Raw genomic sequence first — 20,673 nt, 5'->3', positions numbered from 1 at the left:
GAAAAAGAAAGTGTCGCCGGTTGAGCGTCGGCATGCCTTTCGCATTGCAACCGCGCGCCGCAAGCGCGCATCAGATCGGATAACTCTTAGCGGAATCCGATCATGCCCAACGCCCGCCCCCTGCCCCGTTCCGCCGTCTTCCGCCGCACCGCGTTGGCCCTGGCCCTGATCGCCGGCGTCGGCGCGACCCATGCCGCGGAACCGGCCCCGGCCGCCGATCCGGTGCGTTGCCATGCCGGCGCTTACCGCCTGGACGACGGCCGCGTGGTCGACATCGGCGCGGTCGCCACGCCCGGCACGCTGCGCTGGCGCCTGATGGACGGCCGCACCGGCAAGCTGACCCAGCGCGACGGCGCCTGGACCAGCACCCGCGGCTGGACCGACCAGGCCGACGGCGTCTCGGTGTCGTTCGGCGACTGCGCGCAGGGCCAGATCCGCTATGCCGGCCACGCCGGCCAGAAGCTGCGCTTCGACGTCCGCGAGACCCGTTTCCAGGGCAACGGCGTCGAGCTGCGCGGCCGCCTGGTGCTGCCGGAAGGCCGCGACAAGGTGCCGCTGGTGGTGCTGGTGCACGGCTCGGAGAACTACTCCGGCGTCGACCTGTACCACCTGCAGAACCTGTTCCCGGCCAACGGCGTCGGCGTGTTCGTTTACGACAAGCGCGGCACCGGTGGTTCGACCGGGAAGTACAACCAGAACTTCTACCAGTTGTCCGACGACGCCGCGGCGGCGCTGCGCGAGGCCAAGCGCCTGGCCGGCGCGCGCGCCGGCCGCACCGGTTTCCAGGGCGGCAGCCAGGGCGGCTGGGTCGCGCCGCTGGCGGCGAGCAAGGAGCCGCAGGCCGAGTTCGTCGTGGTCGGCTTCGGCCTGGCCGACGGCGTGCTGGCCGAAGACCGCGACCAGGTCGCGATGGACCTGCGCGCGGCCGGCTTCGGCGACGCCGACACCCTGGCCAAGGCGCGCGAAGTCTCCGACGCCACCGGGCTGATCGCCTCCAGCGACGGCCAGCGCGGCTGGGAGGAACTGGACGCGTTGCGCGCCAAGTACGGCGCGCAGCCGTGGTGGAAGGCGCTGAAGGGCGAATACACCGGCCTGGTGGTCAACAAGACCCGCGCCGAAGTGCTGGCCGAGCTGGCCAAGCAGGACGTCGACGTCAGCTGGGACTACGATCCGATGCCGGTGTTGCGCGGTCTGCGCGCGCCGCAGCTGTGGATCGTCGGCGGCTCCGACCTGGAAGCGCCGTCGGACGAAACCCAGAAGCGCCTGGTCGGCCTGGCCGGCGAGGGCCGGCCGATCACCACCGCGGTGTTTCCGGCCGCCGACCACGGCATGCTGGAGTTCGACGTCGACGCCAAGGGCGAGCGCCAGCACACCCGGGTCGCCGACGGCTACTTCCGCATGCAGTTGGACTGGATCAAGCGCGGCAAGCTGGACCATGTGCCGTACGGATCGGCCAAGCTGTTGGCGCAGCCGAAGTGAGCGCTCAGTCCGTCGCCCGCAGCGCGGCGGACCGCGCGGCGATGCCTGGATGAAGCCCTGGATCCCCGCCTTGGCGGGGATGACGGTAGCAGAGGCGCGGCGACCTTCCGGCCATATCCGAGGTGGCTGCGGGAGGTGCCGCGTAGCCTTCGATCGTCGTCCCCGCCAAAGCGGAGGTTCGCGGACCTCGGTGCGCCGGTCCGCCTTCGATGGCGATGCCAAGCCGCTGTGCCTTCGTCGTCCCCGCCAAAGCGGGGATCCAGAGACTTCAGCGCGATGTGCCGATGCCGCTGTGCGGCGATGCGTTCCCTCGCGCAGGAAAATCCCGCATTGCGACCCCGATTGCAATTCGGCGACATCGCTCATGTCGTATCGATATGACGAGGTTCCGCATCGTCCGCGCCGATTTACGAACCGGTAACCGTCGCTTTACGCAGCCGCGTCGGCGATCCACTAGAACGAAGCCTCCTCAAACACGACCGGGGGCAGCATGCGCATCACCATCGTCGGAGCGGGTTTCAGCGGCAGCGCCTTGGCGCGCGAATTGGTCGGACAGGCCGGGCCGGGCGTGGAGCTGTGCCTGGTCGGCATCGGCGAGAGCTACGGCCGCGGCGTGGCCTATGGCGAGGCGCGGCCGGAGCATCTGCTCAACGTGCGCGCCAGCGAACTGGGCGCGACGCCCGATCAACCCGGCGGCTTCGCCGATTGGCTCAACCTCACCGACCGTGCGCGCAGCAGCTACCTGCCGCGGTTGCTGTACGGCGAGTACCTGCATGCGCAGTTGCAGACCGCGCTGGCCGGCAGCGCGGCGGCGTTCAACCAGATCCGCCAGGAAGCGGTGGCGGTCGAGCGCGCGGCTTCGGGCTTCCGCATCCACCTCGCCGACGGCAGCGACTTCCTCAGCGACAAGCTCGTGCTCGCGGTCGGCGCGCTGCCGCCGCAGCCGCTGGCCGGGGTCGGGCCGCGCCTGGCGATCCATCCCAGCTATCTGGGCTGGCCCTGGCAGGACGGCGCGATCGATGCGATCGACCCGGACGCGCGGCTGTTGATCGTCGGCACCGGCCTGACCATGGCCGACGTGGTCGTCACCCTGCACCGCCGCGGCCACCGAGGCCCGATCGTCGCCCTGTCTCGCCACGGCTTGCTGCCGCGCGCTCACGGCGAGTATCCGCCGCCGCCGATCGCCTTGCCGCCGGCGGTGCTGCAGGCCTTGCAGACGCACGCACCGCGCGAACTGTCGCGCGCCTTGCGCACCCTGGCGCCGGTGGTCGAGGACTGGCGCAGCCTGGTCGACGCCCTGCGCCCGCATCTGCAGGGCTTCTGGCGCGGCATGCCCTTGGCGCAGCGGGCGAGCTTCCTGCGTCACCTGCGCTCGTACTGGGAGGCGGCGCGGCACCGCATTGCGCCGCAACTGGCCGAGGAGCTGCTGCGCCTGCGCGAACACGGCCGCCTGCGGATCCGCGCCGGCCGGCTGGTGCGCGCGCGTCGCGGCGCGGACTCGGTCGAAGTGCTGATCCGCGAGCGCGGCGACAACGCCCTGCTGCAGGAGCGTTACGACGTATTGATCCGCGCCACCGGCCTGGACACCGACATCGAACGCACCACCCACCCCTTGATCGCGCATCTGCGCGAGTCGGGCCTGATCGCGGCCGACCCGCTGGGCCTGGGCCTGCGCACCTCGGATCGTTTCGAAGCCCTGGACGCCAAGGGCAGCGCGGTGCGCGGCCTGTACGCGCTCGGGCCGCTGCTGCGCGCGCAGCGCTGGGAGATCACCGCCGTGCCCGAGCTACGCCAAGCGGCGCGCGAGCTGGCCGGCGAGTTGCTCGCGACCGCCTCGACCGCGCGCGCCGGCGCCAAGCCGCTGGCCGCGACCGGCTGACGCCATGCCGCCACGTCGCGCCGCCGTCGCCTGTAGGAGCGGCGCGGGTCGCTGGGAACCCTCAGACGTCCCCGTCCGTCAGCCAGCCCTCGCCGGTGCCGCGATTGAACACCTGGTCCTCGGCCAGCACCTCGCCGGCCGGGATCGAATCCTGCCGGGCCAGGCGTTGGTAGATCGGGGTGAAGTCCGGAGTCGTCGCCTGCATCAGCTGTTCGAAGCTGTCGATGACGAAGTAAGTCTTCTGGAAGGTGTCGATGCGGTAGCGGGTGCGCATGATCCGCTCCAGGTCGAAGCCGATCCGGTTCGGCGCGTTCGATTCCAGGCAGTGGATCGATTCGCTCTTCGACGAGACGATGCCGCTGCCGTAGATGCGCAGGCCGTCGGCCTGCTTGATCAGGCCGAATTCGACCGTGTACCAGTACAGCCGGGTCAGGTGCACCAGCGCCTCGGGGTTGATCCCGTGCGCCTTCACGCCGCCGCGGCCGTAGGCCTGCATGTAGTCGGCGAACACCGGGTTCATCAGCAGCGGCACGTGGCCGAACAGGTCGTGGAACAGGTCCGGTTCGGACAGGTAGTCGATCTGGTCGGCGCGGCGGATCCACCAGGTCACCGGGAAGCGGCGGTTGGCCAGGTGATCGAAGAAGGTCAGCTCGGGCAGCAGGCCTTCGACGCCGACCAGCTCCCAGCCGGTGTGGGCGCGCAGCACGCGGTTGAGATCGTCGAACTTCGGGATCCGGTCCGGGGTCATGTGCATGGCGCGCTGCGCGGCCAGGAACTCGTCGCTGGCGCGGCCGACCAGCACCTGCTGCTGGCGCTCGAACAACTGCGCCCACACCGCATGGTCCTGGCTCGAATACGAAGCCCACGGCTGCTCGACCACGGCGGTCGTGTAGACCGGCACGTAGCCCTTGTCGGTGAGCTGGTGTTCGACGCGCTGCGGGGTGGGCTGCTGGCTGGCCATGGAACGCTCCGTGCGTCCCGGAGAGGGACGCTACGACTGTAACCGTGGCCCGGCGCAATAGGCTTGCGTTATTGCGCGAATACGCTGGTTTGGCGCAATATCGTTGCGTCAAATCGCCAGGGGGCGCACCGAATGGCCGCGATTGAGCTGGACCGTACCGACATCGTGCTGCTCGCCGAATTGCAGCGCGAAGGCCGCCTGACCAATGCCGAGCTGGCCGAGCGGGTGCACCTGTCGGCCTCGGCCTGCCTGCGCCGGGTGCAGCGGCTGGAGCGCGAGGGGGTGATCTCCGGCTATCGCGCCGAGGTCGACCCCGAACGCCTGGGCCTGGGATTGCAGGCCTTCGTCCGGGTGCGCCTGGGCCGCCACGACCGCGAGGCGGTGGCGGCGTTCGCCGAGTTCGTCGACAGCTGGGACGAGGTGGTGGCCTGCTATGCCCTGACCGGCGACATGGACTACCTGCTGCAGATCGTGGTGCGCGACCTCGACCACCTCTCGCGCTTCCTGCTCGACCGCCTGCTCAACCAGGCCGGCGGCGCCGACATCAATTCCAGCCTGGTGCTGCGCACGGTCAAATCCTTCCGCGGCCTGCCCTTGCCGGGACGCTGAGCGCGGCTCAGGGGCCGCTCGCCGACGCGTCCGGGGCGGGCTCTTCGGTGGCGGTGTCCTGCGGCGCGGCGGCCGGCGCCTGCGGCGGGAATGCGCCCGGTGCGGGCGGCGCGAGCAGGTCGATGCGGCGGCCGTCGTCGAGTTCGACCTCGATCCGCGAATAGGTCCAGCGGCCGTCGCGACGTTCGCCGCGCAGATGCACCTGCGCCTCGCCCTTGGGCCCGCTCAGCGGGAACACCGCATCGACTTCGCCGCCGTCGTCGTTCATGTCGAAGCGGCCGCTGCGCATCCAGCCCGAATCCACCGGGCTGCCGAGCGCGGCGATCACCGCCGGATCGTGGCGCGCCAGGCCGGCGGCATGGCGGAAGGGTTCGCCGGGCTTCATCAGCCCGCCCAGCCCGCCGAGGCCGTACATCACCAGGGCGCCCAGCATCAGCCCGGCCAACAGGATCACGCTCAGGCAGCCGGTCGGGACCGCCCATTTCCAGTGCCGGCTCCACCAGCCGGGGTTGGCGCTGTCGTTCATGCGATGGCTCCTTGCGCTGTCCAGGGTTGAGTGTGGCCGCATCCGCGCGCGGCGATCAGCCGATGCCGCCTCGGTTCCGGGCGAACCCTTCGTTCTGGCCGATCGCCGCCAGCGCCGCGGCGCGCGCGTGCAGGTCGGCGGTGTCGAAGCGCGGGATCGCGACGTCGTCCGGGCCGATCAGCAGGCCGATCTCGGTGCAGCCCAGGATCACGCCTTGCGCGCCCTGCGCGACCAGCCCGGCGATGATGGCCTGGTACTCGCGCCGCGACTCGTCGCGGATCCGGCCCAGGCACAGCTCGTCGTAGATGATCCGGTGCACGCGTTCGCGCGCGGCGGCGTCGGGCACGATCACTTCCAGGCCGTGGCGCTCGATCAGGCGCTGGCGATAGAAATCCTGCTCCATGGTGAAGCGGGTGCCGAGCAGGCCGACGCGCTGCAGCCCGGCGGCGCGGATCGCCGCGCCGGTGGGGTCGGCGATATGCAGCAAGGGCAGGCCGCAGGCGGCTTCGACCGCGTCGGCGACCTTGTGCATGGTGTTGGTGCAGATCACCAGCAACTGCGCGCCGCCGTCGCGCAGGCCGCAGGCGGCGCGTCCGAGCAGGGCGCCGGCCGCGTCCCAGTCGCCGGCGTGTTGCAGGCGTTCGACCTCGGCGAAGTCGACGCTGTACAGCAGCAGCCGCGCCGAATGCAGGCCGCCGAGGCGTTCGCGCACGGTTTCGTTGATCTGGCGGTAGTACGGCAGGGTCGATTCCCAGCTCATGCCGCCGAGCAGGCCGAGGGTTTTCATCGCGGTCGCGGTCATCGCCGCAGTATGTCACGCATGGCCGGCGCGGCGTCCGCTCAGGGCGCGGCCGCGCGGGCGCCGGCGGAAGCCGGCCGGGCGAAGCGCTCGCCGAAGAAATCGCCGCGGTTCCAATGCGGCCTTCGCGGATCGTCGGCGATCAGCTGGCCGATGCGCGCGTTGAGCCGCGCCAGCCGCGCCGCGTCGGCGTACTGGATCGGCTGCGAGGCGTCGTCGCCGGGTTGGTGGTAACGCTCGCGCAGGAATTCGCCCAGCACCGCGCGGCCGTCGGCGCCGGCCTCGCGCGCCTGGATGCCGCCGGTCAGGTACACCGCCGGAATGCCGGCGCGGATGAACGCGTACTGGTCGCTGCGGATGAAGATGCTTTCTTCCGGATTCGGGTCCGGGCTCAGGCGCAGGCCGACTTCGCCGGCGGCGCGCTCGACCGTCGCCTGCAGGCTGGAATGCTCGACCCCGACCGGAATCGCGTCGCGGGTCGGGGTCAGCAGCACCGGCATGTCCATGTTGACGTTGGCGACGATCGAGCCGGCCGCCACGCTGGGATGGCGCGCATACCACTGCGCGCCGAGCAGGCCTTTTTCCTCGCCGGTCACCGCCAGGAACAGCAGCGAGCGCTGCGGCGGCGAGGGCGCGCGCGCCAGCTGCTGCGCCGCTTCGAGCAGGATCGCCACGCCCAGGGCGTTGTCGAGCGCGCCGTTGTAGATCGCGTCGCCGCGCACCGGCGCGCCGATGCCGACGTGGTCGAGATGCGCGCTGAACAGCACGTGCTCGCGCGCCAGCGCCGGATCGGCGCCGGGCCACAACGCGACCACGTTGCGCGACTGCGCCGGCGCGATCCGGGTCAGCGACGACAGCTCCAGCGTACCGGGCAAGTCGTAGCCGCGCAGGCGGCCCTCGCGCGCATCGCGGAACACCTGCTGCGCGTTGCGGCCGCCGGCATCGAGCAGCAGCGGCGCGGCCGCGGCGGACACGTTGGCGATCACCCGCAACTGCGGGAAGGTGTCGATCGCGCGGCCGTCGGCGCCGCGCAGGCGCATGCCTGGCCGCGCCCAGTTCTGCGCGCCGCGCGCCCACGGCTGGCGTTTCTCTTCGTCTTCGGTCGAGACGATCACTGCGCCGACCGCGCCGCGCGCGGCCAGGGCGGCGAACTTTTCCCGCATCGAGCTGTAGAACGCGCGCCGGTCGGTGTCGAAACGCGCCGGCGCGCCGTGCAGCAGCACTGCGATCTTGCCGCGCAGCTCGAGTCCGGCGAAGTCGTCGTAATCGAGTTCCGGCGCGTGCACCGCATGGCCGACGAACACCGCCGGCGCCGCGATCCGCGCCTGGGCGCGGTCGAAGTCGAGTTGCGGCAGGAACTGTTCGCGATAGGTCAGCGCCACCGTCGCCGCGGGTCGGCGCACCACCAGGCTGCCGCCGCCATCGACCCGCTGCGCGCGCAGCAAGGGCACGCGCTGGAAATAGCCGCCGTCGTCGCCGGCCGGGCGCAGGCCGATCGCGCGCAGGCGCTGGGCGACGTACAGCGCGGCGAGATCGTAGCCGCGGGTGCCGGTTTCGCGGCCTTCGAGCAGATCGTCGGCGAGAAAGCGCAGATCGGCCTCGATCCGGCGCGCGTCGGCGCCGGCGGCGGGATCGTAGGCGTCCGCCGGCGGTGGCGGCGCGTCGCGCTGGCAGGCGGCCAACAGGCACAAGGCGACCGCCCAGGCCCAGCGGGACGTACGGCCGGCCAGCCGGCCGGATCGGAACGGATGGCGCATCGGATCCCCCACGGTCGCGAAGCGGCGCGCGCCCGGCGGCGCGCGAATGCCGCCGACGCTAGCACCGCCGCGCGCGCGCCGCCACGGCCGCAGCGGCCACCGCGCTGCGTGCGAACCGGGAACAACCTGTGCCGCGATCGCAATCCGGCGCTGCGATCGCGGTCGCAACGGCGGGCGCGAGCATGAATGCGGCCGGGCCGACGCATTCATGGCGCGCGCCGCGGCCGTCCGCTGCGGCCGTCGCCGTCGCCACGCTCACCGAATCTATAGGCTGGGCGACCGCGCGCCCGGCACGCAGGCGCCGCGCGTCCCAGAACCGGACATCCGTTGCCGTGGCCTGTCCGGCGCGGGAAAACCGCCGCGTTCACCCCTACGCCCCCCCACCGAGGAGTCGCTCATGCCTACGATTACCGCGCCCGTCGTCGCCGCTTACTGCGAAGGCCTGTTTTCCAAGACCGGCGGCAAGAGCTACATCGAAGGACTCAAGAACTCCAAGTTCAACACCGCGATCCTGGCGCTGGCCCATCCGCACTACCAGGACAAGTCGCCGCCGGCGCCGGACGCCTTCAAGGGCGATCTGTACTACAACGAAACCGAAATATTCGCCGACGGCAAGTACGTCGGCCCGGCCGAATGGATACCGCTGGTGAATTCGCTGACCCAGGGCGAGACCGGCATCGAGCGGGTCTGGCTGTCGATCGGCGGCGGCGGCGTGGGCGACTACGGCAACATCCGCAAGCTGATCGCCGAGTACGGCACCGGCGAGAAGAACCCGCTGTACCAGAATCTGGTCGCGCTGAAGAACACCTTCCCGGCGATCGAGGCGATCGACCTGGACGACGAGGAAATGCAGGACACCAAGCTGATCGTCGAGTTCAGCCGCATGCTCGGCAAGATCGGCTTCCACGTCACCTTCTGCCCGTACTACAACCCCGACTTCTGGGTCGGCTGCCTGGCCGAGCTGGAGAAGAGCGATCCCGGCCTGGTCATCGCCTTCAACCTGCAGTGCTATTCCGGCGGCGCGGGCAACGATCCGGACGACTGGATCCAGGCGCTGCGGCAGAAGCTCGGCGCCGGTTTCCCGGCCAGTTTCGTGATTCCCGGCGTGTCGACCGATTCGACCCCGAACCAGGTCCAGCAGCAGTACGCGCAATGGGCCAGCGACGGCATCGGCGGCGGCTTCCTGTGGACCTACGAGTCGGCCGGCGCGCAGGCGCCGGATTACGCTGCGGCGATCGCCACCGGCCTGGGCACGGCCGCGACGTTGCGCGGCTCAGTCGAAGTAGAACGACGCCCCGATACCGCCCGTTAAATCGGGGCTGTCGCGGTCCAGGCCGACGTCGAAGGAGGCGTCGAGCTGCACCCGCGGGGTCGCCATCCAGGTGACCCCGCCGCCTGCGACCGAGGTGGTCGAAGCATGGTCCTGGCGCGACAGGCCGGCTTCGACATAGACCGCGGTGCGGTCGTTCAAGGCCAGGCTGAGGCTCGGCGACCAGGTCCAGGTGTTCAGGCCGTCGCTGCGGTCGAGGTTGAAGTACAGCGCGCCGGACAGATGGGGGGCGAAGTCGTAGCCGAGCGTGGTGCCCAGGGTGTACTGGGTCGCGCCGTTGCTGAACTCGCGCTCGCCGCTGGCGGCGGCGACGCCGGCCAGCAGCGCCCAGGAAAACCGCTCGTGCGCGCTCGGCAGCGCCGCCTTCAACGCCAGGCCGGTGTCGCCGGCGCCGTGACGCGAGCGGCGCCCGTCCGCATCGCGTTCGCGCAGCCGGTTGTAGGGCGAGCCCGACAGCTGCAGTTCGACCCGCTCGCTCAGGCCCAGGCGCAGATTGGTGTTGGCGCTGTACAGCGTGCGTCGCGCGCCGCCGTCGCGGTCGCGCTCGAAATCCGGCAGGCCCTGCTCCCAGGCGAAGGCGCCGCGCGGCAAGGTGTCGGTGGAAAACGAAATGCCGGGACGGTCGAACGACGGCGCCGATTCCTGCGCCAGCGCCGGCGACGACAGCGCGGCCAGGGCGAGCGCGGCGACGCCACGCCTCACGGTGCGGCCCAGCGGCCGCGCTGCATCTCGCAGGCCTGCTTGATCGCCGCGATCTGCTCGGGGCTGCGCTTGTAGTAGTGGATCCGCGCCTGCGCGCCCATCGGCGACTCGCACACGCCGTCAGCGCCGGCCGGGCAGCTTTCGACCCGGCGCGCGGTCACCTGACCGCCCATCTCCGCCAGTCCCGGCACGCTGCCGTTGCACTGCTGCTGCTGCAGTTCCTCCGCTACCGGCTGCTCGGTCTGGGTGCATTCGTTGACCGGCTGGCCCATCACCTGCCCTTCCAGCAGGCAAGCGCTGCCGGCGTGGGCCAGCGGGGCGAGGGCGAACAGGGCAACGGCGGCGAGGATACGGGACTGGCGCATGACGCAACCTTGGTCACAGGAGCGGGCGGCGCCCGCGGTGCGCAGACCTTACTGCAGAACGCCGGGCGGCGCAGCGGGACGATGCCGTCGTAGAAGCGCAGCCGCGACAGCGGCGTCGGTCGGCGCGAGATGGTTCGCAGCTTCGATCGATGACGGCGTCGTTGCAGTTGCGCGCGTCCCTGGTCGCGGCTCGCGCCGCTGCTACGGAGAGATGGGTTCGAGCGCCGCTACTCTTCCGGCTCGCGCCGCGGCGGGAACCGCAGCACGGTGCCGGTCTGCACGTCGCGCGGGTCGGGGCGGTTCCACAGCACCGGCACTTCGCGCGGCTTGGGCGGTTCCAGTTCGTCGTCCAGCGGCACCAGCTCGGCGTCTTCTTCGTCTTCCCAGCTGTAGCGCTTGCGCGGCGGCAGCGGGTCGCGCAGGCGGAAAGCGTAGGCGGCGATCACGCCGGCGACGGCGCCGCCGAGGTGGGCCTGCCAGGACACGCCGATCTCGCGCGGCAGCACGGTCAGCAGCATGCCGCCGTAGAGCAGGAAGGCGATCATCGCCGCGGCGATCGAGGCCCGGTCGCGGCGCAGCAGGCCCAGGGTCATGACCAGGAACATCAGGCCGTGAGTGAGGCCGCTGGCGCCGAGGTGATAGCTGCCCGGCTCGCCGAGCAGCCAGGCGCCCAGGCCGGAGCCGAGCCACAGCAAGGGCAGGGCGCGGGCGGTCGCCTGCGGGTAGACCGCGCCGGCCAGGCTGCCGAGCAGCAGCAGCGAGGTCGCGTTCGCCGCCAGGTGTTCGATCGAACCGTGCAGCAAGGGCGCGGTCAGCAGGCCGAGCAGGCCGGCCGCCGACCAGGGCTGGACGGTGAACGGGCGCGGGTCGAACAGGCTCTGGGCGCTGAACACCGCGACCAGGACCAGGACGAAGCCCAGGCTGAGGTTGAGCGCGCGCAGCAGCCGCGCACGGTCGGCCTTGCGCTGGGCCGGGGTGTCGGGGATCGGGGCGTCGGTGGGCAGGTGCATGGAGACCAGATTGGCACCGGTGGCGGGCAAAACAAGCCGGCCGCGGCGGGCTTCTTCGTCCCGCAGGCGGGATTGCGACGCCGATCGGCCCGCGCCCGCGCCGGGCCGGCGGCGCCGGGCCCGGTAGAATGGGCGGATGACTACCGAAATCCCCACCGTACGCCTCAAGAACGCCTGGAAATCCACCCATCCCTGGATCTTCCAGCGCCTGGTCGACAAGCCCGCCCAGCGTCCCAAGCCAGGGGCGATCGTCGACGTGGTCGGCGTCGACGGCGTCTGGATCGGCCGCGGCTTCTACAACGGCCACTCGCGCATCGCCCTGCGCATGCTGGAAAACGACCCCGACGTGGCCATCGACGCCGACTGGTTCGCGCGCAAGATCGCCGCGGCGGTGTCGCTGCGCCGCGACGTGCTCAAGCTCGACCAGGTCAGCGACGCCTGGCGCGTGGTGCACAGCGAAGGCGACGGCATCAGCGGCCTGGTCGTGGACCGTTACGGCGACCTGCTGGTGGTCGAGTACTTCAGCGCCGGCGCGTTCCGCCATCGCGAATGGATCTACGACGCGCTGCGCGCGCAGTTCCCCGGCTGCCGCTTCTACGCCTTCGCCGACGAACACGTGCAGAAGCAGGAAAGCTTCGACTTCCGCGGCACCGAAGCGGTGCCGCCGGCGATCATCACCGAGTACGGAATCAAGTTCCGCGCCGATCCGGCCGGCGCGCACAAGACCGGCTTCTTCGCCGACCAGCGCGAGAACCGCGAGTGGCTGTCGCAGCAGGTCGCCGGCAAGCGCGTGCTCGACCTGTGCTGCAACACCGGCGGCTTCGGCGTCTACGCCAAGGCGCGCGGCGCCGAGGAAGTGATCGGCGTGGACATCGACGCCGACGTGATCAACATCGCCAAGGGCAACGCCAAGCTCAACGGCGCCCACGTCAAGTTCGTCCAGGCCGATATCTTCCCCTATCTGCGCGACCTGGGTAACGCCGGCGAGCGCTTCGACGTGGTGATCCTGGACCCGGCCAAGATGACCCGCGATCGCGAGCAGGTGATCGCGGCGCTGAAGAAGTACCTGGACATGAACAAGCTGGCGCTGAGCGTGGTCAAGCCCGGCGGCCTGTTCGCGACCTTCTCCTGCACCGGCCTGGTGTCCGAGGACCAGTTCCTGGACATGCTGCGCCGCGCCGCGTTCTACGCCGGGCGCACGGTGCAGGTGCTCAAGGTCGCCGGCGCCGGCGCCGACCACCCCTGGCTGGCGCAGGTGCCGGAGTCGCGCTACCTCAAGGCGGTGTTCTGCCGCGTGCTGGACTGAGCGCGGCCGACCGGAACGAGCTGGGCGAAGACGCGACCCTAGCGCGGGCGCATCCCGCGCGTGGGCAGGCTCAGCACGCTGGGATGCTTCACCGCCTGCTCGATCTGCAGCGCGTACTGTTGGCAGATCATCCCGCGCTGCGGGGTGTCCTTGATCCCGTCGTAGAAGCGGTTGGCTTCGTCGAAACCGATCTGGAACTCGGCCTCGATGTCCACCGCCTGGCCGGCGGGCAGGGCGGCGTTGGCGGTGTTCGCTTCAGCCTGGAATTTGCTCTTGTGCCGGCGCAGCAGGTCCGCATCGAAGCCGCAGCGGGTGCCGAACTGGTAGCTCATTCCCGTCGCGCGGGCGATCGAGGCGATGGCGCCGGCGGGGCCGTCGTTCGCGGCCAGCGCAGGCGAAGCGGACAGCAGCAGCGACAACAACAGCGCGGGCGATCTCATCGGTGGTCCGTTGCGGTGGCGGTAGGGCGCGATTTTGCACCAGGGCCGAGCCCGGGCTGCGACAGAACCCGGCGCCGGTGTCGCGCCGGATCGGCTCAGTCGCGCCACCACAGCACCGCCGGCGGGTCTTCCGGACGCAACTGGTCGGCGTTCAACAGCGTCTCCAGGCGCAGCCCCGGCAGGCGCAGGCTGAGCGCGGTGGCGACTTCGCGGTAGCCGGGCCAGTCGAACGGCAGTTCCAGGCGCTGGCCGGCGGCGGTGCCCAGTTCGACGAAGGTCTGGTGTTGCCCGTCGGCGTCGATCGCGTACGCGTCGACGCCGTCGATCTCGTTCCAGCGCACGCCGTAGATCCGGCCGGCGCCGTCGTCGCGCCAGACGCCGCGCGGGTCGGCGTACAGCCTGGGGGCATGCGGATTCATCGGCGGGCCGTCCTGGTCGCGGCTACCGGGGGAGCGGCGGCCGGCCTTGCTCGAAGGGGAACTCCTGTCCGCTCCGATTTCATACCCGCGATCGGCGGCCGCGGAAGGGCGTCGGCGACCGCCGATGCGGGGATTGCTATGGACCTCACAAAAACGCCCCGGCCCGGTGCGGACTGCGCACCGGGCCGGGGGCGTGGCCTGCCGATTTTAGCGAGCGGATTCAGCGAGCGGATCAGCGAGCGGCCGTGACGGCGCCTGCGATCGGGGTAGCGGTGCGGGCCGCCGCCGGAGCCGCGACGACGCGGCGGTTGGCCAGGATCACTCCGGCGAACACCAGCGCCACCGCCGGGATGAAGCTCCAGCCCAGGCGTTCGTCGAACAGCACCGCGCCCCAGATCACCCCGGTCAGCGCGACCACGTAGCCCAGTTGGCTGTAGGCGACGCTGTCGGCGATGCGCTGCAGCGCGGCGGCGGCGACGTTGGCGGCCAGGGTCACCAGCACCATCGCCAGCAGCAGCGGCCAGGCCTCGGCGATCTTGGCCGCGCTGCCTTGCAGCTCGGCGCCGGCCAGCAGCGGCAACACCGCCAGGGCCTGGACCAGCATGGTGCCGGCGGTGGACATCGGCGCGCTCAGCCCGGCCGGCCAGCGGCGGCTGCGGTAGACGTTGCCGATCGCCAGCAGCACCGGCACGCCCAGCGCCGCGCCCAGCGCCAGAGCCTGCTCCGGCTCCACCGCCTGCGCCCGCGGCGCCAGCACCAGCAGCACCCCGACCAGGCCCAGGGCGGTGCCGGCCAGCGCGGTCGGGCTCGGCCAGCGGCGTTCGACCAGGGCGTTGAACAGCGAGGTGAACATCGGCGACAGGGTCACCACCACGGTGAAGATGCCGGCCGGGATCCGCGCCAGCACCCAGTTGCCGAGCAGGGCCGAGCCGGCGACCGCGATCGCGCCGGCGGTGGCGTAGAAGCGCAGCGTGGCCGGGTCCAGCGGCAAGCGCTGGCCGCGGCCGCGCAGCACCGCCAGGATCAGGCCGGCGGCGCCGGCGGTCTGCACGAAGGAAACGATGAACGGGTTCAGTCCCTGGCTCAGCAGCAGCTTGCTCAGCACGAAGATGGCGCCGACCAGGCTGCCGGCGGTCAGGGTCAAAACGAGGCGCAGTGCGGTGGCGTTCATGGCGGCGGGAGGCGGGGGCGGTGAGGTCGGAGGCCAGATTAGGCGTCTGCGGCGTGCGGATAATCGGCCTCCAAGTGACTAGACTGTTTCCTTATGTCAACAATCTCGCCCCATAAGCTGCCGGTCCCCGACCTCGCCGGGCTGCTCGCCTTCGTCCGCGTCGCCGAACTCGGCAGCTTCGTCCGCGCCGCCGACGCCCTGGGCCTGTCCAAGGCCGCGGTCAGCAAGCAGGTCTCGGCGCTGGAGCGCCGGCTCGGCGCCCAGTTGCTGCACCGGACCACCCGCCGGCTGAGCCTGACCGAAGCCGGGCAGGCCTATCTGCGCCATGCCCAGGGCGCCTTCGCCGAGGCGCGCGCGGCCGAGGACGCGGTCGCCGGCACCCACGCCGCGCCGCAGGGTCGGCTGCGGGTGTCGGCGCCGATGACCTTCGGCGCCCTGCACGTGGCGCCGTGGCTGGCCGGGTTCCTGGCCCGCTACCCGCAGGTCGACCTGGACCTGCAGCTCGACGACCGCGAGCACGACCTGGTCCAGGGCAGCTTCGACCTGGCGATCCGCCTGGGCCGGTTGGAAGCCTCCAGCCTGGTTGCGCGCACCATCGCCTACAGCCGGGTGCTGGTCTGCGCTGCGCCGGCCTACCTGGAGCGCGCCGGCCGGCCGCAGCGCCCGGACGAACTGGGCAGCTACGACTGCCTGCACTTCACCCTGTCCGCCAGCGGCCGCACCTGGAGCTTCGCCCGCGCCGGCGAGGTGGTACGGGTGGCCCTGGGTGCGCGCCTGGACGCCAATTCCAGCTTGGCGCTGAAGGCGGCGGCGCTGGCCGGCGCCGGGATCGTGCGCGTGCCCGAGTTCGCGGTCGCGCGCGAGTTGGCCGAGGGCGCGCTGGTGCAGGTGCTGCCGGACTGGGAGCTGCCCGGCCTGGACGTGCATGCGGTGATGCCCGAGCGGCGCTACGTGCCGGCCAAGGTGCGCGCCTTCGTCGAGCACCTGGTCGAAGCCTGGATGCACGGCGGCGGCTGGAGCGATGCGTCATCGCTGCAGCCGCGCCGGCCGGCGCAAGGGACGCAGGGGATCAAGCCTGTGGCTTGATCCCCTGCGTCCCTGAGTACCCACGCGGCGAGGGTCGCCGCCGCTGCGCTGTCGGCCGCGCATCTCAGAAGCCGAGACTCATCTCGTTAGACTAGTGGCGAACCACCGCACTTCGAATTCGCCAGTGCGGAAGGGACGGAGGGGCTTAAGCCTCTGGCTTAACCCGCTCCGTCCCTGCTAACCGAGCTTGCCTATGTCCCTCATCGCCGCCCTCGTTTCCATCGCGTTCGCACTGCTGATCGGCGCCGTCCTGGCCTGGCTGCTGGCCCGCGCCGGCGCCGCGCGCGCGCTGGAAACCGCGCGCGTCGAGCTCGGTGCGCAATTGAACGCGGCCCAGCTCGAACGCGCCCAGCTGGCCGAGCGCGCCGCGCGCATTCCCGAGCTGCAGGCGCGCGTGGACGAACTGGAAGACCAGCGCGACGCGCTGGTCCGCGAAAGCGGCGGCCTGCGCGAGAGCATCGGCCGCACCGCCGCCGAATTGGACAAGGAACAACAGAGCCTGCAGCGCCTGCGCCTGGAGTACGACGCGCTGGAGCGTTCGCGCGCCGAGATCGCGGCGCAGTCGCAGCAACGCTCGGTCGAACTGGAACGGCTGTCGACCCAGCTCGACGCCGAGCGGCGCCAGGCGCAGGAGAAGATCGCCCAACTGCGCGAAGTGCGCGAGGACTTGTCGGTCCAGTTCAAGAACCTGGCCAACGACATCCTGGAAGAGAAGAGCAAGCGCTTCACCGAGCAGAACCGCAGCCACCTGGGCCAGTTGCTCGATCCGCTGCAGCACAAGCTCACCGAGTTCCAGGCCAGGGTCGAGACCGTTTACGACCAGGAGACCCGCGATCGCACCGCGCTGGGCGAGCAGGTGCGCCAGCTGATGGCGCTGAACCAGTCGCTGAGCGAGGACGCCAAGAACCTGACCACCGCGCTCAAGGGCTCGAGCAAGACCCAGGGCGCCTGGGGCGAGCTGATCCTGGAGCGGGTGCTGGAATCGGCCGGCCTGCGCAAGGGCGAGGAATACGACGTGCAGGAAAGCCACGGCACTGAGGATGGCGAGCGCCGCCCGGACGTGACCGTGCACCTGCCCGAAGACCGCCACCTGATCGTCGACGCGAAGCTGTCGCTGGTCGCGTACGAGCAGTTCGTCAGCGCCGAGAGCGAGGACGACCGCGCGCGCGCGCTGAAGCGGCACATCGAGTCGATGCGCCAGCACATGCGCGGGCTGTCGGACAAGCGCTATCAAGAGCTGTACGGCCTGCGCTCGCTGGATTTCGTGCTGATGTTCGTGCCGATCGAGCCGGCCTTCATGCTCGCGGTCGCCAACGACCGCGGTTTGTTCATGGAGGGCTGGGAGCGCAACGTGCTGATGGTCAGTCCGTCCACGCTGCTGTTCGTGCTGCGCACGGTCAAGCACCTGTGGCGGCAGGAGGCGCAGAACCGCAATGCGCAGGAGATCGCCAAGCGCGGCGCGCAGTTGTACGACCGCCTGTGCGCCTTCGTCGCCGACCTGGAGAAGGTCGGCGAGCGCATCGAACAGGCCAAGACCAGTTTCGACGCGGCGCACGGCAAGCTGGCGTTGAACAAGGGCAACGTGATCCGCCAGGCCGAGATGCTGCGCGAGCTGGGGGTGAAGCCGAACCGGGCCCTGCCGGCGGCCCTGGTCGAGCTGTCGGCCGACGGCGATGCGTCTGCCGGCGACGCGTTCGGCGACGGCCTGCCCAGCGATAGCCCGCCCAGCGACGGCCCGCAACCGATCGAAGGCGCCGCTGGCCTGCCGCCGCCGACCGGCGAAGCCTAGCCCTTGTAGGAGCGGCGTAAGCCGCGACCACCGCAGCGGTGCGATACCACGCCGCCTTCCGAAGCGACGTCTCCCCCTAGCCAGCCCGATGGCCCGGACTTCGGCGCGCGCGCTTGCGTACACTGCTTCGGTGGTCGCGGCTCACGCCGCTCCTACAGAGGCAAGAGCGCAACGAAAAACGGCCCGGATCGCTCCGGGCCGTTTCGCTTTCGCTTTCGCTGTTCGTCGCGCCGATGCCGCTCAGCCGCCGTCGGTCGGCATCACCGGCATCGCGTCGGCGGGGACGCTGGGGTTGCTGTCGTCCTGCAGGTACTCGGGCAGCTGGCTGTCGCCGTTCTTGTCCATGCGGTCGCCGAAGATCTGGTAATCGCGGCGCTGCATCCAGGAATCGCGGACCAGGGCGTACTCGTCCTCGGCGCCGTCGCGCAGGCTGTCCAGCGGCAGCAGTTGGGCGCGCACGTCGACCAGCTGCAGGCCCTGCAGCGGAATCCGGATGCGGTCGCGCTCGACCTGGCGCAGCGGGCTCAGCGGGGCGTCGCCGAGGGCGCCGAACGAATCGCGCACGGTGCGCGGGCCGAACAGCGGCAGTTCGACGTAGCGCGAACGCTTCCAGCCCCACACGCCCAGGGTCTGGCCGAAGTCCTCGCTGCGGTTGGGCAGCTTGGCGTCGCTGGCCGGATCGAAGATGCCGCCGATGCCCAGGGTGGTGTTGAGAGCGAAGCGGCCCAGCGACTGCGCCGCCTGCTTGGGCTTGCCCTGCAGCAGCGCGTTGAGCGCCGACACCGGCTGGCCGAGGTTGTTGAAGAAGTTGCTCACGCCCAGCCGGATCGGCCGCGGCACGACCTTGCTGTAGGCGCGCGCCAGCGGCCGGGCGATGCCGCGGTCGACCGCCATGTTGAAGCGGTGCATCTTGCGGTTGTAGCGCTCCCACGGATCGTAGGCGCCCGGCACCGCGGCCGGCGCCGGCAAGGTCGGATCGGCGACCGGATCGTAGTCCTGCGGCTGCACCCCGTAGATCTCGTCGAAATCGCGTTCGGCGTCGGTGCGCTGATCGTCCGGCTTCGCGCTCGCGGTCGCGCTGGGCGCGGCCGGCGGCGGCGCGTCGGTGGGTTCGACGTCGGCCGTCGCGGCGGGCTCGGCCTGCGCTGCAGGCGCCGGTTCGGCCTGCGCGACGCTCTGGCCGGCGGCGACCGCGGCGCTGCCGGCCATCGCCAGCGCACGCGCCGAATCGGTCTGCACCGGCGCCGGTGCGGCGATCGCAGCGGCTGGTGCGTCGTGGCCGACGCCGCTGTTCGGTGCGGCCAGTTCTACGGTCGGAACTTCGGCCGCCGACGCCGCGACGGCGCTGGACTGGGCGAAGGCGGGAACGCTGGGCAGCGCGGCCAAGGCCAGGCCGAGCGCGAAAGTGAGTGCGTGGGGGCGCATGGGTTGCAGTCTAGTCTTCCAGGACAACGGGTGGGGGCAGCCAGGGCCCGATCCTCGGGCGAAGGCGACCGCAACGGATGTGGGAGGCGCCGGCCGGATCAGCGACCGAAGCCGAGCGCGTCGTCGAGGCGATAGGCGTCGCGCAACTCGGCCAGGCCGGGCGGCGTTCCGATCACCTCGACGCCGGGCGCCAGCGAGGCCAGTTCCGCCAACAGCGCCAGGCCGGCGCTGTCGACCGACGCCACCGCCGACAGGTCGAAGCGGCGCGCGCCGGGCGCCAGCGCGCGCGCCTGCGGCCACAGCGTCGCCGCCGCGGCGCGGTCGAGCGCGCCGGCGAAGCTCAGCGCATCGCCGTCCTTGCGCACGCTGGCGGAGGCGCCGGCCATGCTCAGTTGCCGCCGGCCTGGGCCTGCAGCTTGCCGGCCTTGAGTTCGGCGGCGACCTGGGCGATCGGCTTCTGGCTCAGCGGCGCGTCGAACTGATTGCGGAAGGTCTGGACGAAGCTGACCCCTTCGACCATCACGTCGAACACCTTCCACTGCTGGCCGTTCTTGCGCAGCAGGTAGTCGACCGGCACCGGCTCGCCGCCCTGGCGCAGGAACTCGCTCGACACCTTGACGATGGCGCCGCCGCGCAGCGGGGTCTCGGACTTGATCCGCACCTTGAGCTTGGTGTTGAAGTCCAGCAGGGCCGAACCGTAGCGCTGCATCAGGCTGCCGGTGAGGGCGTCGGCGAAGGCGTTGACGTCGCCGTCGGAGGCGCCGCGGCCGTGCGTGCCCAGGACCAGGCGTGCGGCGTAGTTGCGGTCGAACACCTGGTTGAACTCGGTCGAGATGAACTGGCTCAGCGCGGCGCGGTTCTTGGTGAACTCGGCGCGGCGCGCTTCCAGGGTCGACAGGATGCGGGTGCTGTTGTTCAGCACCATCGCGCTCGGCGAACCGGCCGCCGGAACGGCCTGGCCGGCCGCGGCGGTGGCCTGGGCCAAGGCGAGGCTGGGCGCGCCGGCGATCAGGGCCGAGGCGACGACGATGGAAATCAGGGAGCGCTTCATTTCTGGGTCTCGTCCGTGGTGGGGGCGGCTTCGCCCTGGAGGTAGTCGGGGACGCCGGCGTCGGCGGGCTTGGCTTCGCCGCCCGCATTGCCGCCTTGTGCGCCACCGCCGCTGAACATGTACTTGCCGACCAGCTGAATGAGGTCGATCGCCGGCTGGGTCAGGTAGATCTCGTCGCCGGGCTTGAGGTTTTCCGGGTCGCCGCCCGGGGTCAGGCCGATATAGCTCTCGCCGAGCAGGCCGCTGGTGAAGATGCCGGCGGCGGTGTCGGCCGACAGCTTGTCGTAGCGCTTGTTGATCGCCAGGGTGACGATCGAGTTGTACTTGACCGGGTCCAGCGAGATGTCGGCGACCTGGCCGACGGTGACGCCGCCGATCTTGACCGGTGCGTTCGGGCGCAGCGCGCCGATCGCGGTGAAGCGGGCCTTGATCTCGTAGCTGTCGCCGCCGAAGCCGAACTTGCCGTTGGTGGAGGCGATCGCCAGCACCAGCAGCGAGCCCAGGGCGAGCAGCAGGAAGGCGCCGACGGCGAATTCGATGCGGGGACTGCGGACGGACATGGAGGTCAC

General features: G+C 71.0%; 21 protein-coding genes. 7 read left to right on the top strand and 14 right to left on the bottom strand.

What is annotated here, in order from left to right; all coding sequences use genetic code 11:
* The first annotated feature begins 102 nt into the window (after positions 1–102).
* Entirely contained in the window at positions 103–1,479 is a 1,377-nt protein-coding gene (locus AC3A57_RS15880) for an alpha/beta hydrolase family protein (RefSeq protein ID WP_487579802.1), read from the top strand.
* Positions 1,480–1,969: 490 nt separating this feature from the next.
* A complete protein-coding gene (locus AC3A57_RS15875; RefSeq protein WP_487579801.1) occupies positions 1,970–3,358 on the top strand; it encodes an FAD/NAD(P)-binding protein in 1,389 nt (462 codons plus the stop codon).
* A 61-nt stretch (positions 3,359–3,419) separates the two neighbouring features.
* Here AC3A57_RS15875 and phhA read toward each other — a convergent pair whose 3' ends face one another.
* Entirely contained in the window at positions 3,420–4,319 is a 900-nt protein-coding gene (gene phhA, locus AC3A57_RS15870; protein ID WP_221670726.1) for a phenylalanine 4-monooxygenase, read from the bottom strand.
* Positions 4,320–4,451: 132 nt separating this feature from the next.
* On the opposite strand from phhA, the gene AC3A57_RS15865 reads away from it, so the two are divergent.
* Positions 4,452–4,928, top strand: a complete 477-nt coding sequence (locus AC3A57_RS15865; protein ID WP_487579800.1) for an Lrp/AsnC family transcriptional regulator — start codon at positions 4,452–4,454, stop codon at positions 4,926–4,928.
* 7 nt (positions 4,929–4,935) lie between these two features.
* On the opposite strand, the gene AC3A57_RS15860 is transcribed toward AC3A57_RS15865, so the two are convergent.
* Genes AC3A57_RS15860 through AC3A57_RS15850 form a run of 3 tightly spaced genes read right to left on the bottom strand, consistent with a single transcriptional unit; the run spans position 4,936 to position 8,010 of the window.
* The gene (locus AC3A57_RS15860; RefSeq protein WP_487579799.1) at positions 4,936–5,454 is read right to left on the bottom strand and encodes a cytochrome c oxidase assembly factor Coa1 family protein; all 519 of its coding nucleotides are present in this window, start codon (positions 5,452–5,454) and stop codon (positions 4,936–4,938) included.
* A 55-nt stretch (positions 5,455–5,509) separates the two neighbouring features.
* Positions 5,510–6,241 (bottom strand): aspartate/glutamate racemase family protein, encoded by a 732-nt coding sequence (locus AC3A57_RS15855; RefSeq protein WP_487579885.1) that lies wholly within the window; start codon positions 6,239–6,241, stop codon positions 5,510–5,512.
* 53 nt (positions 6,242–6,294) lie between these two features.
* A complete protein-coding gene (locus AC3A57_RS15850) occupies positions 6,295–8,010 on the bottom strand; it encodes a M28 family metallopeptidase (protein ID WP_487579798.1) in 1,716 nt (571 codons plus the stop codon).
* A 397-nt stretch (positions 8,011–8,407) separates the two neighbouring features.
* Here AC3A57_RS15850 and AC3A57_RS15845 point away from each other — a divergent pair, with 397 nt between their 5' ends.
* A complete protein-coding gene (locus AC3A57_RS15845; RefSeq protein WP_487579797.1) occupies positions 8,408–9,322 on the top strand; it encodes a hypothetical protein in 915 nt (304 codons plus the stop codon).
* Here AC3A57_RS15845 and AC3A57_RS15840 read toward each other — a convergent pair.
* From AC3A57_RS15840 to AC3A57_RS15830, 3 genes are all read right to left on the bottom strand, one after another.
* Positions 9,284–10,042: a transporter gene (locus AC3A57_RS15840; protein WP_487579796.1), complete on the bottom strand. Its 759-nt coding sequence runs from the start codon at positions 10,040–10,042 to the stop codon at positions 9,284–9,286. The two genes, AC3A57_RS15845 and AC3A57_RS15840, sit on opposite strands and share 39 nt — an antisense overlap.
* Positions 10,039–10,407 carry a hypothetical protein gene (locus tag AC3A57_RS15835; RefSeq protein WP_487579795.1) on the bottom strand — a complete coding sequence of 123 codons (369 nt, stop codon included), beginning with the start codon at positions 10,405–10,407 and terminating at the stop codon, positions 10,039–10,041. The genes AC3A57_RS15840 and AC3A57_RS15835 overlap by 4 nt, the downstream gene beginning before the upstream one ends.
* 227 nt (positions 10,408–10,634) lie before the next feature.
* On the bottom strand, positions 10,635–11,417 hold the full coding sequence (locus AC3A57_RS15830; protein WP_487579794.1) for a rhomboid family intramembrane serine protease: 783 nt from the start codon (positions 11,415–11,417) through the stop codon (positions 10,635–10,637).
* 136 nt (positions 11,418–11,553) lie between these two features.
* On the opposite strand from AC3A57_RS15830, the gene AC3A57_RS15825 reads away from it, so the two are divergent.
* Complete coding sequence (locus AC3A57_RS15825) at positions 11,554–12,723, top strand: class I SAM-dependent rRNA methyltransferase (RefSeq protein WP_221670735.1); 1,170 nt, start codon at positions 11,554–11,556, stop codon at positions 12,721–12,723.
* 38 nt (positions 12,724–12,761) lie between these two features.
* Here AC3A57_RS15825 and AC3A57_RS15820 read toward each other — a convergent pair whose 3' ends face one another.
* The 3 genes from AC3A57_RS15820 to AC3A57_RS15810 all read right to left on the bottom strand — a co-directional run bounded on the left by AC3A57_RS15820 (position 12,762) and on the right by AC3A57_RS15810 (position 14,753).
* On the bottom strand, positions 12,762–13,163 hold the full coding sequence (locus tag AC3A57_RS15820) for a hypothetical protein (RefSeq protein WP_487579793.1): 402 nt from the start codon (positions 13,161–13,163) through the stop codon (positions 12,762–12,764).
* 95 nt (positions 13,164–13,258) lie between these two features.
* Positions 13,259–13,582 (bottom strand): hypothetical protein, encoded by a 324-nt coding sequence (locus tag AC3A57_RS15815; RefSeq protein ID WP_487579792.1) that lies wholly within the window; start codon positions 13,580–13,582, stop codon positions 13,259–13,261.
* A gap of 232 nt (positions 13,583–13,814) precedes the next feature.
* Positions 13,815–14,753: a DMT family transporter gene (locus tag AC3A57_RS15810; protein ID WP_487579791.1), complete on the bottom strand. Its 939-nt coding sequence runs from the start codon at positions 14,751–14,753 to the stop codon at positions 13,815–13,817.
* Between the two features lie 93 nt (positions 14,754–14,846).
* On the opposite strand from AC3A57_RS15810, the gene AC3A57_RS15805 reads away from it, so the two are divergent.
* The gene (locus tag AC3A57_RS15805; protein WP_487579790.1) at positions 14,847–15,839 is read left to right on the top strand and encodes a LysR family transcriptional regulator; all 993 of its coding nucleotides are present in this window, start codon (positions 14,847–14,849) and stop codon (positions 15,837–15,839) included.
* Positions 15,840–16,032: 193 nt separating this feature from the next.
* Positions 16,033–17,628 carry a DNA recombination protein RmuC gene (locus tag AC3A57_RS15800; RefSeq protein WP_487579789.1) on the top strand — a complete coding sequence of 532 codons (1,596 nt, stop codon included), beginning with the start codon at positions 16,033–16,035 and terminating at the stop codon, positions 17,626–17,628.
* A 240-nt stretch (positions 17,629–17,868) separates the two neighbouring features.
* On the opposite strand, the gene AC3A57_RS15795 is transcribed toward AC3A57_RS15800, so the two are convergent.
* The 4 genes from AC3A57_RS15795 to mlaD all read right to left on the bottom strand — a co-directional run bounded on the left by AC3A57_RS15795 (position 17,869) and on the right by mlaD (position 20,664).
* Positions 17,869–19,014 carry an MlaA family lipoprotein gene (locus AC3A57_RS15795; protein WP_487579884.1) on the bottom strand — a complete coding sequence of 382 codons (1,146 nt, stop codon included), beginning with the start codon at positions 19,012–19,014 and terminating at the stop codon, positions 17,869–17,871.
* 137 nt (positions 19,015–19,151) lie between these two features.
* Positions 19,152–19,439 (bottom strand): STAS domain-containing protein, encoded by a 288-nt coding sequence (locus AC3A57_RS15790; RefSeq protein WP_487579788.1) that lies wholly within the window; start codon positions 19,437–19,439, stop codon positions 19,152–19,154.
* 2 nt (positions 19,440–19,441) lie between these two features.
* On the bottom strand, positions 19,442–20,104 hold the full coding sequence (locus tag AC3A57_RS15785) for an MlaC/ttg2D family ABC transporter substrate-binding protein (RefSeq protein WP_487579787.1): 663 nt from the start codon (positions 20,102–20,104) through the stop codon (positions 19,442–19,444).
* Complete coding sequence (mlaD, locus tag AC3A57_RS15780) at positions 20,101–20,664, bottom strand: outer membrane lipid asymmetry maintenance protein MlaD (RefSeq protein ID WP_221670745.1); 564 nt, start codon at positions 20,662–20,664, stop codon at positions 20,101–20,103. The genes AC3A57_RS15785 and mlaD overlap by 4 nt, the downstream gene beginning before the upstream one ends.
* Positions 20,665–20,673 lie beyond the last annotated feature (9 nt).

The organism is Lysobacter sp. Soil_C_15, assembly GCF_057657315.1.
This window is presented reverse-complemented; position numbering and strand designations above follow the sequence as displayed.

Coding starts and splice junctions, on each gene's coding strand:
- AC3A57_RS15880 (WP_487579802.1), top strand. CDS start 103: ATGCCCAACGCCCGCCCCCTGCCCCGTTCCGCCGTCTTCCGCCGCACC.
- AC3A57_RS15875 (WP_487579801.1), top strand. CDS start 1,970: ATGCGCATCACCATCGTCGGAGCGGGTTTCAGCGGCAGCGCCTTGGCG.
- phhA (WP_221670726.1), bottom strand. CDS start 4,319: ATGGCCAGCCAGCAGCCCACCCCGCAGCGCGTCGAACACCAGCTCACC.
- AC3A57_RS15865 (WP_487579800.1), top strand. CDS start 4,452: ATGGCCGCGATTGAGCTGGACCGTACCGACATCGTGCTGCTCGCCGAA.
- AC3A57_RS15860 (WP_487579799.1), bottom strand. CDS start 5,454: ATGAACGACAGCGCCAACCCCGGCTGGTGGAGCCGGCACTGGAAATGG.
- AC3A57_RS15855 (WP_487579885.1), bottom strand. CDS start 6,241: ATGAAAACCCTCGGCCTGCTCGGCGGCATGAGCTGGGAATCGACCCTG.
- AC3A57_RS15850 (WP_487579798.1), bottom strand. CDS start 8,010: ATGCGCCATCCGTTCCGATCCGGCCGGCTGGCCGGCCGTACGTCCCGC.
- AC3A57_RS15845 (WP_487579797.1), top strand. CDS start 8,408: ATGCCTACGATTACCGCGCCCGTCGTCGCCGCTTACTGCGAAGGCCTG.
- AC3A57_RS15835 (WP_487579795.1), bottom strand. CDS start 10,407: ATGCGCCAGTCCCGTATCCTCGCCGCCGTTGCCCTGTTCGCCCTCGCC.
- AC3A57_RS15830 (WP_487579794.1), bottom strand. CDS start 11,417: ATGCACCTGCCCACCGACGCCCCGATCCCCGACACCCCGGCCCAGCGC.
- AC3A57_RS15825 (WP_221670735.1), top strand. CDS start 11,554: ATGACTACCGAAATCCCCACCGTACGCCTCAAGAACGCCTGGAAATCC.
- AC3A57_RS15820 (WP_487579793.1), bottom strand. CDS start 13,163: ATGAGATCGCCCGCGCTGTTGTTGTCGCTGCTGCTGTCCGCTTCGCCT.
- AC3A57_RS15815 (WP_487579792.1), bottom strand. CDS start 13,582: ATGAATCCGCATGCCCCCAGGCTGTACGCCGACCCGCGCGGCGTCTGG.
- AC3A57_RS15810 (WP_487579791.1), bottom strand. CDS start 14,753: ATGAACGCCACCGCACTGCGCCTCGTTTTGACCCTGACCGCCGGCAGC.
- AC3A57_RS15805 (WP_487579790.1), top strand. CDS start 14,847: ATGTCAACAATCTCGCCCCATAAGCTGCCGGTCCCCGACCTCGCCGGG.
- AC3A57_RS15800 (WP_487579789.1), top strand. CDS start 16,033: ATGTCCCTCATCGCCGCCCTCGTTTCCATCGCGTTCGCACTGCTGATC.
- AC3A57_RS15790 (WP_487579788.1), bottom strand. CDS start 19,439: ATGGCCGGCGCCTCCGCCAGCGTGCGCAAGGACGGCGATGCGCTGAGC.
- AC3A57_RS15785 (WP_487579787.1), bottom strand. CDS start 20,104: ATGAAGCGCTCCCTGATTTCCATCGTCGTCGCCTCGGCCCTGATCGCC.
- mlaD (WP_221670745.1), bottom strand. CDS start 20,664: ATGTCCGTCCGCAGTCCCCGCATCGAATTCGCCGTCGGCGCCTTCCTG.